We start from the raw sequence: 11,774 nt of genomic DNA, 5'->3' as shown, positions 1-11,774 counted from the left end.
ATGGCGACCATCACGGTCCTTCTCGCGCTCGCCGCCGGCCCCGGCTTCCCCGAAGGCAGCCCGGAACACCGCTACGAGATCGAGTTGGCGCTCGATGCCGCTGGCCATCCGGACGCGGCTGCCTGGGCGGCTGACCCGGAGCCCTGGCGGGCACGGCGCATCGTCCCGGGCGCGGAGCCCGAAGCAGGCGACGTGCAGCACGATCCCGATCACGGCTGGTCGATTCGCTTCTACGGGCGCGTCGCCGAGGGCCCCGACGCCCCGGAGACGCAGTTCGACTGCGGTGCGGAGCCGGTCCGCCCGGGCGAACATGTGACCGTGACGGAACCCGACGGGGCTGCCTTTGCCTACCGCGTGGTGGGCATCGCCTGAAAACACGAAGGGCGCCGGCCTTGCGGCGCGGCGCCCTTGGTGGGGTGGTGGAGCCAAGGGGAGTCGAACCCCTGACCTCTTGAATGCCATTCAAGCGCTCTCCCAACTGAGCTATGGCCCCCCGGGAAGAGGCGCGCCGTATAACCCCCGCCGCGGAACCCTGCAAGGGGGCACGAACCCCTTTCGGCGCGGCGCGCGGGACGGTAGGGAGAAGCCCTCACGGCTCGTGATCGGGGAGTACCCATGGGCAAGGTCTATCCAGACGCCAAGGCAGCACTGGCCGGCGTCCTGCGCGACGGCATGGTCATCCATTCCGGCGGCTTCGGCCTCTGCGGCATCCCCTCCCTGCTGATCGAGGCGATCCGCGAATCGGGGGTGAAGGACCTCACCGTCGTGTCGAACAATGCCGGCATCGACGACGCAGGGCTCGGCCTGCTGCTCAAGACGCGGCAGATCCGCAAGATGATCTCCTCCTATGTCGGCGAGAATGCGGAGTTCGCCCGCCAGTACCTGGCCGGGGAGCTCGAGATCGAGTTCAACCCGCAGGGCACGCTGGCCGAGCGCATCCGCGCCGGCGGCGCGGGTATCCCGGCCTTCTTCACCAAGACCGGCGTCGGCACCGAGGTCGCGAAGGGCAAGGAGACCCGCGAGTTCGACGGCGAGACCTACGTCATGGAGCGCGGCATCTTCGCCGACCTCGCCATCGTCCACGCCTACATGGGCGATGCCGAAGGCAACCTCGTCTATCGGAAGACGGCGCGGAACTTCAATCCGATGATGGCGACGGCGGCGAAGGTGACGGTCGCGCAGGTCGAGCACCTGGTCCGCGCCGGCGAGATCGATGCCGACCACATCCACACGCCGGGGATCTTCGTGAAGCGGATGATCGCCTGCCCCGCCGGCTACGAGAAGCGGATCGAGCAGCGCACGGTGCGCAAGCATGCCGCGCCTGCCGCCGGCCCCGACCACCTGCCGCGCTGACCGAGGAGAACGTCCATGGCCTGGAACCGCGACGAGATGGCGGCGCGCGCCGCCCGCGAACTGCAGGACGGCTTCTACGTGAACCTCGGCATCGGCATCCCGACGTTGGTGGCGAACCACGTCCCGGCCGGCATGAACGTCCAGCTGCAATCCGAGAATGGCATGCTCGGTCTCGGCCCGTTCCCCTATGAGGGCGAGGAGGACGCGGACCTGATCAACGCCGGCAAGCAGACGATCACGCAGTTGCCGACGTCGTCCTTCTTCGATTCCGCCCAGTCCTTCGGGATGATCCGCGGTGGGCATATCGACCTCTCCATCCTCGGCGCGCTGCAGGTGGCCGCGAATGGCGACCTCGCGAACTGGATGATCCCCGGCAAGATGGTGAAGGGGATGGGCGGCGCGATGGACCTGGTGGCGGGCGTGAAGAAGGTCATCGTGCTCATGGAGCACACTGCCGGCGGCAAGCCTAAGCTGCTGAAGTCCTGCACGCTGCCGCTGACGGGCGCGCGCGTGGTGGACATGGTGATCACCGACCTCGGCGTATTCGAGATCGCGCGCAAAGGGCCCGAGCGGATCGTGCTGACCGAACTCGCGCCGGGGGTGAGCCTCGAGGAGATGCGGGAGAAGACGGAAGCGGGGTTCGAGGTGGCCACGGCGACCGCTTGAGACTGCCTCGGCAACTAGGCGCGCCCAGTACTGACCTCCTCCGTGGCTGCGGGCACGGAGGCGGAAGTGCGCTTTAGAGCCTCCTTTACCGCATCCTCAAGTAACCAGTCGAGCGACGGTACAGGCCGGCACACCATCAGCATCTGGAATGCGAATAGACCTCGTGAAATCCGGATGAGCCCCTGGTTCAGCCAAAGCAACGCGCGAGCGATTCGGTTGCGCCCTAAGGCAAGCGGAAAGGGAGCGGGGATGCCCACGGTGCGCTCCACGCTGAAGGCACTATCTCGCAAGGCGCGCGACAACGAGGCGAAAGTGAATAATCTCGTATGAGTAAAATCTAGGATTCCACGAACGCCATAGTTAAATTTTCCAAACAGAAGCATAAAACGAACTATGAAGAATGCGACATTCCCGGTGGAGATAATCAAGCGTGCGCCACGATTGCGGCTTGAGATGACATGAATTTCCTCGAGCAGTCGTTCAGGAACTCGCAAATGCTCGATAACATCGAGTGCTAGTATGTAATCGATTCGCTCTTCGGGATCAGGAAGCCCATGCTCCAGATCATGCATCAGAAATCGCGCAAAGGGGCGCGGATCAGCCGGAGGTACTTGATCGACGCCAATCACGCGGCAACCTTTGGCTGCAAGGCTCGCGGCAACATGCCCATCTGAACAGCCGATATCGAAGACTGTGCTGCCATGCGGCACGGCATCGACAACCCAACTATGCGTACTAGGGAAGTCAAGTTTGGGCTGGTAGACTGCGGGGCCCGCCGCGAAGGGATATTTCGAGTCTTGCAACAGGCCGCTCGCACGCATACGCCAGCGTAACGTGGTGGCAACTACCTTGGCCGCGTAAGTAAGACCGTTCACACGGCATACCTCATTGCCGTAATATGTCGGAATGGAAAGTTCGGTAATTCGTGCGCTCAATGACATAAGCTGCAAAATAATCTCAGTATCAAAATGAAAATTATTAGTGTTTCTATGAAAGGGTAATTTCTTCAGAATTTCAACTGAGTATATTCTGTATCCCGTGTGGTATTCATGTAATTTCGCTCCAGTAATTCCGTTTTGTATTTCAGTTAGTATCCGATTACCCAGAAACTTGTAGAGCGGCATCCCCCCCCTTAGAGCGCCACGACGATCCATCATGCGGCTCCCGAGAACCGCCTCGGCCTCACCAGCCAACAGAGGAGCGATCAAGCGAGGCAGGTGTTCCGGACCGTACTGCCCGTCCCCATGGATTAACGCCACGATGTCGAAGCCATTGGCCACGGCAAACTGGTAACCGATTTTTTGGTTTCCGCCGTAGCCCTGGTTCACCGGATTACGAAGCACGTGGACCGGATGCGGCGTGGACGCAGCGCATGCGGCCTCGAAAGTTTGATCCAAGCTCCCATCGTCCAGAACTAGGATGGAAACATTGACCCCCGGCACAACTGCGGGGATACGAGCGATGACGGACGCAACTGTCGCCTCCGCCTCGTACGCAACGATCAACACGAGCAACCGGCGCGTAACCGCCACCTCGTGAACGGCCGGCGCATCGCTTAAATCCAGCATCTCTGCTTCGCCACCCTCGAAGGGGCGCATGGGGCCGACCCTCCAGTATGCGCCAAAATCAGCGCTTCAATAATATTTTAACTCAGCTTATTTTCGATACACAATGGGCATGAAGCACCTTTTTACGAGATTCTCGCGATGAAACTCAACCACCACCCAAGACCGATCCGCCGCCGCGTAATCCGCCCAGAACTCATCTTGCTCTCAGCATTCCATTTTGCATTATTGATCATGATCGCTCGAAGAGAAATTAGTATTATGTCCACATCAAATCTTGGACTCGCTTTAAACAGTATGGCGATCAATATACTACAAGGTAGATTCGACGTAGATCCAAATTCGATACTTTACGAAGGATTCGATAGAGACGGTCGGACCTATGCGTATTTCGGAATTCTGCCTGCCCTACTCCGATTGCCCCTTCTACCGTTTATTGATCTGTCAACCGTGCAGGTCGAAGGGCCAATGCGCTACGCGGCAATGGTCATCGCCGCCATTGGGACATTGAAGATTGTGGAACAGCTTGCAGAGATGTTTCCAGAAAGTCATGCGCACGACTTTTTAGTCGGCATTCTTGTACGGGCGGCGATCTTCAGCGGGCCTCCAATCCTTCTGTCACTGCGCTGGGATATCTACAATGAAGTTACGCTTTGGGCCTGGGCGTTCGCGTCCTGGTTCGTAGCGGCCGCTTGGCCGCTTTTGCGCGCCGGGTCGAATGCAACAACGGGCAGACTAATCTGGCTAGTCGCTTTGAGCGGCTTGTGCCTTCTGACGCGTCCGACGACAGGTATCGGACTGCTCCTTGCGACTGGCTTGTTGACTATCGTGCTGATGCTGGAGCCACGCGGCGGTCAGCAGGCAGGAGCGTTTACGCGCTTCCTACTCGCCATTCGGGAGGTCCGTTTTCTCCTTCCTGCGGCTTTAGCCCTGCTCTTTATACTCGCCGCAGGCGGTGTGAATTACGCGCGGTGGGATAACCCGTTCACATTCGCTGACATGCGCGCTCAAACTGAGCAGATTCGTCTTTTCCCAGATCGTCTGGATCGTCTGGATCGCTACGGGCTTTTCAACCTCGATCGACTCTGGCTCGGACTCTCGTACTACTTCCTTCCGCTCTGGGCGATAAGCTGGAACGGACGCTTGCTGTTCCAGGAGGATGCAAGTCGCCTCGTTGACGCCCTAGAATTGCCGCCTTCAAGCTTCTTCCTAACCGACCCCATGACCGTGGTGTTAGCCGCTATTGGCGGTGTGGCATTGCTACGTCAAAGCCTGCCGCAGGTCGCGCCAGGGAGGGCGATAGCAATCCTGGCGGGCTTGACCTTTGCGCCGACGCTGATGCTGGTCGCTTGGTTCATGAGCTTCCGTTATCGTGTAGAGTTCATGCCACTATTTTTTGTACTCGCAGGGCTCGGTGCATTACGGGTGGCGAACTGGTTCCCATCGGCGTCCGAGCGTCGACGTCGAGTAGTTCTTGCGACGCTCGTGTTCCTTCTCGTTGTACAGATCATTTCGGCGCACTTGTATGCGATCCTTTACGGAGCCTCTCCCTACGGTCCCAGTGACCCTTACGCCGATAATGGCTTTGCTGCGTTCTATGCTGGAATCTTGGGCCGACGCTGACATGTCAGGCTTGTCCCGGTAACCCTCGGTACGGCAACGGCGCAAACCGTGTCCCGTGCAGGGCCACATCCTGCCAGACGCCTCCCGTCACATACGGATCCGCCGCCATCCACGCGCGTGCCTCTGCATCGCTCGCGTGGCGGGTCACCGCGATGGATCCGCGCATGGCGCCGGCCTCGTCCAGGATCGCCCCGCCAAGCGCCAGCGTCCCTTCCTGTGCCGCCGGAACCACTCGCGCCAGGTGCTGCTCGCGCACCGCGGCACGGCGCGCCGGAGCACCCGCATCCGTCCCGTCCATCGCCACGATGACCGTGTGCGTGCGGCTGGTCGCGATCGGCGTCCCGGGCTGCGGCAGCGGCTGGTATGGCAGCGGCGCGATGCGGAACGGATGCACCGCCCAGCGCGACCAGACGCCCTCCCGCGCAAAGGGCTCCTCGGCGAGATAGTCGTCCAGACCGGATTTGTCCGGCACCTCCAGCACCATCAGCGATCCCGCCGCCTTCCACTCCGGCGTGAACAGCGGCACGCCGAGCGCGAGGCGCCCATCCGCAGCCCAGCGCGTGATGACGGCCAGGTGGCGATCGCGCACCGCCATGCGGCGCTCCGGATCAGGTCCGTCCCAGGCAATGATGGCGTAACCCATGTGCTTCCTCCCCAGCCCTTCCGCGGCAGACTGGCACGTCCCGCCGGCGCCGTCAGCGCATGCCAGGGAGGCGGCGGTAAGGCAGCGGCCGAAACATCGTCGCGTGCAGCGTCCATCGGCACGTATCGAGGACTGGATCTGCCACCAGCCATTCGCGCGCCGCCTCATCCGACGCGTGCCGGCCCACCAGGATGCCACCTGGCACGTCCAGCGTCTCCGCGGCGAAGCACAACGTCCCTGCTTCGGCCCATTGCCAAAGCCGCTCGACGCCGAGGGCACCTTCAGCGATCAGGATCGTGTGCCCTCGACCCGACGGGAGGGCCGCCTGCTCAGTCGGCCAGGGCCTGAATGGCAGGGCCGGAATCCAGATTGGACGGCAGGCGATCTCGCCCCAGACGCGTTCGACGGCGAACGGCTCGCGCGCCAGATACGCTCCGACGTCGGTCTCATCCGCCGCGGAGACGACCATGAGGGATCCGCGAGAACGTCCCTCCGGCGTGTGGAGCGGCAGGCCGAGCAGAAGCGTTCCATCCGCTGCGAATTCGCCGATGGCAGCGATGTGCCTCTCGCGCGTCGCGGCACGCCGCGACGGATCCGGCCCGTCGAAGGCCAGGATGGCATGGGCCCTGATTCCTGCCCTGACACCGTCCGCCATGCGCAGAATGGATCCGGGGCGGGGGCCGCGCAGCGCGGCCCCCGCTGCCGCGATCAGTACATGTGCTGCCCGCCGTTGATCGACAGCGTGGACCCCGTGATGAAGTCCGCATCGTCCGCGGTCAGGAACACCACGCCGCGCGCGATGTCATAGGCGCGGCCGAGACGCCCCATCGGAATGCGCGCGACGATCTTCTCGAGCACGTCGGGCGGCACGGCGCGCACCATCTCGGTGTCCACATAGCCCGGCGCGATGGCGTTCACCGTGATCTGCGACCGGGCGCCTTCCTGCGCCAGCGCCTTGGTGAAGCCATGGATGCCGGACTTCGCGGCGGCGTAGTTCACCTGGCCGTACTGGCCCGCCTGCCCGTTCACTGAACCGATGTTGACGATGCGGCCGAACTTCTTCGCCGTCATCCCGTCCCAGACCAGCTTGCACATGTTGTAGCAGGAGCCGAGGTTGGTATCGATCACCGCGTCCCACATGTCGCGCGACAGGCGCTTCATGGTCGCGTCGCGGGTGATGCCGGCATTGTTCACCAGCACCTCGACCGGGCCGACCTCCTGTTCGATCTGCTTCAGCGCGGCGGCGCAGGATTCGTAGTCCGCGACGTCGAACTTGTAGCAGGGAATGCCGGTGCGCTTGGTGAAGGCCTCGGCCGCGGCGTCGTTGCCGGCATAGGACGCGACGACCTTCCGGCCGGCCGCCTGCAAGGCCTCACTGATCGCAGCGCCGATGCCGCGCTGGCCTCCGGTAACGAGTGCGACGCGTGCCATGACTGGTCTCTCCCTGTGCGGATTCTCGGTCCCCGGCCATTTCCACCATCACGCCCGGCGGGGTCCTTGACGCGGATCAAAACCCACCGGCGCGACGCGCGCCAGCGCCAAATCACATCAGCCCGGCGTCGCCCCCGACGCACGGACGACCGGCGCCCAGGCGGCGATCTCGGCGCGCACGAAGGCCTGCGCGTCATCGAGGAAAAGCCGCCCCGGCTGCGTCACCGTCTCCTGGTAGCGCCGCGCGATGTGAGGCGCGGCCATGGCCTCTCGTATCGCGGCGGCCAGGCGTTCCTGGAGGGCGCGCGGCGTGCCCGCCGGTGCCGCGATGCCGGCCCAGCCATCGGCCACGATGTCCGGATAGCCGGCTTCGACGAAGGTCGGCACCTCCGGGAAATCGGCCACACGCTCGCGCGTCGTGAAGGCGAGGACGCGCAGCTGGCCGGCGCGTATGTAGGCGGACGCCGCGGTCAGGCTGTCCATCACCGACGGCACGACGCCGGCGATCGCATCCGTCGCGGCCTGCGAACCGCCGCGATACGGGATGTGCTGCAGCTCGAAGCCCGCCGCCTGCGCCAGCCGCAGACCGACAAGATGCGGCACCGACCCGATGCCGCTCGTCGCAAAGGCAAGGCCCGGCGGCCGCTTCGACGCGTCCACATACTCCGCGAGCGTGCGGTAGGGCGTCTGCGGATTCACGAGCAGCAGGTACGGCGTGCCGAGGATGGTCGCGATGTGCGCGAAGTCCCGGTCGGCATCCCACTGGATGCGGTCGCGGTACAGCGTGTTGCCGACCGCCATGCCCGAGATGGTCGACACGAGCAGCGTCGTGCCGTCCGGAGCCGCCCGGGCGACGAGCCCCGTGCCGAGCGTCGCACCAGCGCCTGGCCGGTTCTCGACGATGACGACCGTGCCGAGCCGCCGCCCCATGTCCTCGGCGATCAGCCGGGCGATGATGTCGGTGGTGCCGCCGGTCGCGAAGGGGACGATCAGCCGGACCGGGCCCGGATAGGACTGCGCGAAGGCCGGGCGCGCGAGCAGCGCGGCGGCGAGAAGGGAACGGCGGCGCAAGGCGGGACTCCCGGTCGCTGGTTGCGCCGCCGTTCTAGACCAGTTCGCGGCGACGCGTCAGCGATCCGTGGCGCTGCCTGCGCCCGTCGCCAGCACGTCCGGGGCCCCGGCGACCCCGGACGGCCGGGGGGCTCAGCGACCGCGGCGGACCGCGGCGACGACGGCGCCCGACTTCTGCCGATCGAGGGCGGCGAGGTCGGCGTCCATGTAGCCGCGCAGCGTCTGCGCCGTGTCGATGGTCGCGTCCGAATTGCGCTCGGCCCGGGCGATATGCAGCGCCCAGTAGCTCCGGATCGCCTGCGCGCGGGATGCGAACCACGCATCGCGATCGGCCGCGGAGGCGAAGGACGCCGGCGGCAGCGCGACGGTCGTGTCGTAGAAGCGGCGGACGCGCCCGGTCTCGATGTCGATGCGGCCCTGGACGATCCCGTTCGGACCGGTCGGCTGGTGGTGATGCAGGCCGAAGTCGCGCAGCGGGCGCAGCGTCTCCGTGGTCGGCATGCGGCCAGGCGCCGAGCAGCTCACGACCGCCGGGCTGTTGCCGCGCTGGAGCTGGACGTTGGCCGGCGTGGACGCGATCTCGGTGACCAGCGAACCGTCGCGGGTGACGCTGCAGCGGGCTCCGGCGGGGTCGGAGGAGATGGTGATCGTGCCGTTCCACTCGGGGGGCTTCTGCTGGCCGTCGAGCGCCGAGCTGTCCGCCCGGATGTGATAGGTGCCGCAACCGCTCAACAGCATCAGACCAAGCAGCGCCGGCAGGGCCGCGACGCGGCGATGGGAGATTACGGACGGCATGGACGGGTCTCCTCGGCTCCAGCGGATGGACCGCTGCTCCCGGCAGACGGCCATATATAAAAGCTAGATACCTCTCAATTTTTGTCCTGCATAGACTGAATCTTTACCATTTGCGCAACGGCCTGCGCTTTCGCGCCACTGGCGAAGGACGCCGGCGCCTGCTAACTTTCTCCGCGATGAGCAGGATCGGGTTCCAGACGGGACGAATTACCGGCACGGCCGCTTAAGGCCGCCCCCGGGCGGGGCGAGCCTCCGGCCGCGCGCATGGTCCCGCCCCGCCTATTCCCCTTCCGGATACCTCATCGCCATGACCGACTCCGACAGCCTCGTCCCCGCGCGTTTCCATCTGCTCGCGGAGGCCTCACCCGGTCTGCTGGCCAGGCTCCTGCAGCCGCTGGCCAAGCGTGACCTCGTCGCAGACCTCGTCCTCGCACGACGCGAGGGCGACTGCGTCCGGGTGGAGATCGCCCTCGATGCCATGCCGGCGGGAATGGTCCACCTGGTGGCGGGCAACCTCAGCCAGGTCGTGGGCGTGATGGACCTGCGCGGCGGCATCGAGGCCCGCCGCGCGGCGTGATGGGGCCGGCGCTAGCGGAGCGCCAGCACCAGCATCATGACGACGCCGAGGCCGATCCGGTACCAGCCGAAGGGCGTGAAGCCGATGCGCCCGATCACCGCGAGCAGCGCGCGCACCGTCAGGAAGGCGACCACGAAGGCCGCGACGAACCCGACGCCGATCTGCCCGAAGGCCGAGAAGTCGAGATCCGATCGCGCCTTCCACAGCGAATAGACCGTCGCCGCGAGCATGGTCGGGACGGCGAGCATGAAGGAGAATTCGGCCGCTGCCTTCCGCTCGACGCCGACCAGCAGCGCCGTGATGATCGTCGCTCCCGATCGCGACGTTCCGGGGATCATCGCGAGCGCCTGCCCGAAGCCGATCAGAAGCGCTGCAAGCGGTCCGATCTCGGGCACCGAATGGATGCTGGGCGAAGGACGGTTGCGTTCGATCACGATGATCGCCACGCCGCCGACGATCAGGGCCACGCAGACGACCCAGGGATTGAAGAGCAGGCCCGTGATCGTCTTGTGCAGCGTCGCACCCAGGACCGCGGCCGGCAGGAAGGCGAGGACCAGGTTGATCACGTAGAAGCGCTGCAGCCCCGGCCGCCACATGTTCACCACGAGGTCGACGATCAGCCGTCGGTAGATCAGCACCACCGCGAGGATCGCACCGAGCTGGATCGAGATCTCGAAGGTCTTGCCCGGGGGGCCTTCGAAGCCGATCAGTTCCCCGAGCAGGATCAGGTGCCCGGTCGAGGAGATCGGCAGGAACTCGGTGAGTCCCTCGACGATGCCCATCAACAGGGCGGAGAACAGCGAGCCGATATCCATGGGCGAATCCGAATTCAGGGACAGGCCACCTTATGGCGCGCCCAAGATGGCGTGAATCGGGCCCGGACATGAAAAAGGCCGTCATCCCGAAGGATGACGGCCCTGTCATCTGCCGGCCGCTCAGCGCGCGGCGGCGGCGGGGTAGGCGAAATTGTCGAAGGAGTTCTCGGCCACGCGGAACCACTGGTATTCCTCGTCGCGATAGGCGCGATAGGCTTCCCAGATCCGCTTGAAGCGTGCGTTGCGCGCCCCCGTCTCCTCATAGACCTCATGCGAGGCGCGCCAGGCGGCCTGCATGATGTCGCGCGGCCAGAAGCGCAGCTGCGCGCCCGCGGCGACGAGGCGGCGCAGCGCCTTCGGGTTGAGGTCGTCATACTTCGCGAGCATCTCGGAGTCCTGCTCGTTGCAGGCGACCTCGATGGCATGCTTGTAGAGGTCCGGCAGCGCATCCCAGGCACGCTGGTTCACCAGCAGGTGTAGCCGCGCGCCGGGCTCCCAGAAACCGGGAGCGTAGTAGTAGCGGGCGACGCGCACGAAGCCGAGCTTCTCGTCGTCATGCGGGCCGACGAACTCGACCGCGTCGAGCGTGCCGCGCTCGAGCGAGGGGTAGATGTCGGCCGCGGCCACCTGCGTCGGCGCGGCGCCGAGCTTCTGGAAGACCTGCCCGGCGAAACCGGCGATGCGGAACTTCAGCCCCTGCAGGGCCTGGAGGTTCGGCACTTCGTTGCGGAACCAGCCGCCCATCTGCGCGCCGGTGTCGCCGGCGGTGAAGCCGATGCAGTTGTAGTCGCGGAACAGCTCGTTCCCGAGCTCGCGGCCGCCGCCATGGCGCCACCACGCGGTCATCTGCCGGTTGTTCAGGCCGAAGGGCATGGCGGTGAAGAAGGCGAAGGAGGGATCCTTGCCCACGTAGTAGTAGGGCGCCGTGTGCGCGCATTCGACGGCGCCCGACTGCACGGCATCGAGGGCCGCGAGCGGCGGGGCGATCTCGCCGCCCGGGAAGGCACTGATGCGGAACTTGCCGTCCGTCAGCTGCCCGACGCGCCGCGCGATCGCATCCGCCGTGCCGAACAGGACGTCGAGGTTCCGCGGGAAGGAGGAGGTGAGCCGCCAGCGGATCTCCGGCATCTGGGTCTGGGCCAGCGCGGGCGCGGCAAGAGCTGCAGGGGCGGCGGCAGCCGCAGCCCCCATCAGGACACGGCGGTTCATGCGGATTCCTCCCGTTCAGGCATGGG

General features: G+C 65.2%; 13 protein-coding genes and 1 tRNA gene. 5 read left to right on the top strand and 9 right to left on the bottom strand.

Annotated features, from left to right (window positions below):
• Complete coding sequence (locus GWK16_RS21830) at positions 1-372, top strand: hypothetical protein (protein WP_170056094.1); 372 nt, start codon at positions 1-3, stop codon at positions 370-372.
• Between the two features lie 45 nt (positions 373-417).
• On the opposite strand, the gene GWK16_RS21825 is transcribed toward GWK16_RS21830, so the two are convergent.
• Positions 418-493, bottom strand: a tRNA-Ala gene (locus GWK16_RS21825).
• A 122-nt stretch (positions 494-615) separates the two neighbouring features.
• On the opposite strand from GWK16_RS21825, the gene GWK16_RS21820 reads away from it, so the two are divergent.
• Positions 616-1,353: a CoA transferase subunit A gene (locus GWK16_RS21820; protein ID WP_170056093.1), complete on the top strand. Its 738-nt coding sequence runs from the start codon at positions 616-618 to the stop codon at positions 1,351-1,353.
• 15 nt (positions 1,354-1,368) lie between these two features.
• Entirely contained in the window at positions 1,369-2,019 is a 651-nt protein-coding gene (locus GWK16_RS21815) for a CoA transferase subunit B (RefSeq protein WP_170056092.1), read from the top strand.
• Positions 2,020-2,033: 14 nt separating this feature from the next.
• Here the strand turns inward: GWK16_RS21815 and GWK16_RS21810 are convergent, their stop codons facing one another.
• Positions 2,034-3,617: a bifunctional glycosyltransferase/class I SAM-dependent methyltransferase gene (locus GWK16_RS21810; RefSeq protein WP_170056091.1), complete on the bottom strand. Its 1,584-nt coding sequence runs from the start codon at positions 3,615-3,617 to the stop codon at positions 2,034-2,036.
• 108 nt (positions 3,618-3,725) lie between these two features.
• On the opposite strand from GWK16_RS21810, the gene GWK16_RS21805 reads away from it, so the two are divergent.
• Positions 3,726-5,207 (top strand): hypothetical protein, encoded by a 1,482-nt coding sequence (locus tag GWK16_RS21805; protein WP_170056090.1) that lies wholly within the window; start codon positions 3,726-3,728, stop codon positions 5,205-5,207.
• 4 nt (positions 5,208-5,211) lie between these two features.
• Here the strand turns inward: GWK16_RS21805 and GWK16_RS21800 are convergent, their stop codons facing one another.
• From GWK16_RS21800 to GWK16_RS21780, 5 genes are all read right to left on the bottom strand, one after another.
• The gene (locus GWK16_RS21800) at positions 5,212-5,850 is read right to left on the bottom strand and encodes a YciI family protein (RefSeq protein ID WP_170056089.1); all 639 of its coding nucleotides are present in this window, start codon (positions 5,848-5,850) and stop codon (positions 5,212-5,214) included.
• A 52-nt stretch (positions 5,851-5,902) separates the two neighbouring features.
• Positions 5,903-6,505 (bottom strand): YciI family protein, encoded by a 603-nt coding sequence (locus tag GWK16_RS21795; protein ID WP_170056088.1) that lies wholly within the window; start codon positions 6,503-6,505, stop codon positions 5,903-5,905.
• Positions 6,506-6,558: 53 nt separating this feature from the next.
• Positions 6,559-7,281 carry an acetoacetyl-CoA reductase gene (gene phbB, locus GWK16_RS21790; protein ID WP_170056087.1) on the bottom strand — a complete coding sequence of 241 codons (723 nt, stop codon included), beginning with the start codon at positions 7,279-7,281 and terminating at the stop codon, positions 6,559-6,561.
• A 117-nt stretch (positions 7,282-7,398) separates the two neighbouring features.
• Positions 7,399-8,352 carry a Bug family tripartite tricarboxylate transporter substrate binding protein gene (locus GWK16_RS21785; protein ID WP_170056086.1) on the bottom strand — a complete coding sequence of 318 codons (954 nt, stop codon included), beginning with the start codon at positions 8,350-8,352 and terminating at the stop codon, positions 7,399-7,401.
• Positions 8,353-8,484: 132 nt separating this feature from the next.
• Positions 8,485-9,147 carry a hypothetical protein gene (locus GWK16_RS21780; protein ID WP_170056085.1) on the bottom strand — a complete coding sequence of 221 codons (663 nt, stop codon included), beginning with the start codon at positions 9,145-9,147 and terminating at the stop codon, positions 8,485-8,487.
• Between the two features lie 307 nt (positions 9,148-9,454).
• On the opposite strand from GWK16_RS21780, the gene GWK16_RS21775 reads away from it, so the two are divergent.
• Positions 9,455-9,724 (top strand): hypothetical protein, encoded by a 270-nt coding sequence (locus GWK16_RS21775; RefSeq protein ID WP_170056084.1) that lies wholly within the window; start codon positions 9,455-9,457, stop codon positions 9,722-9,724.
• 11 nt (positions 9,725-9,735) lie between these two features.
• Here the strand turns inward: GWK16_RS21775 and GWK16_RS21770 are convergent, their stop codons facing one another.
• Both GWK16_RS21770 and GWK16_RS21765 read right to left on the bottom strand, forming a co-directional pair.
• Positions 9,736-10,539, bottom strand: a complete 804-nt coding sequence (locus GWK16_RS21770) for an undecaprenyl-diphosphate phosphatase (RefSeq protein ID WP_170056083.1) — start codon at positions 10,537-10,539, stop codon at positions 9,736-9,738.
• 120 nt (positions 10,540-10,659) lie between these two features.
• Positions 10,660-11,748, bottom strand: a complete 1,089-nt coding sequence (locus GWK16_RS21765) for a TRAP transporter substrate-binding protein (RefSeq protein ID WP_170056082.1) — start codon at positions 11,746-11,748, stop codon at positions 10,660-10,662.
• Positions 11,749-11,774: the final 26 nt, after the last annotated feature.

This window comes from Neoroseomonas marina (assembly GCF_012927745.1).
Taxonomy (GTDB): Bacteria; Pseudomonadota; Alphaproteobacteria; order Acetobacterales; family Acetobacteraceae; genus Neoroseomonas; species Neoroseomonas marina.
Note: the sequence above shows the minus strand (reverse complement) of the source record. Positions and strands in the feature narration are given on the sequence as shown.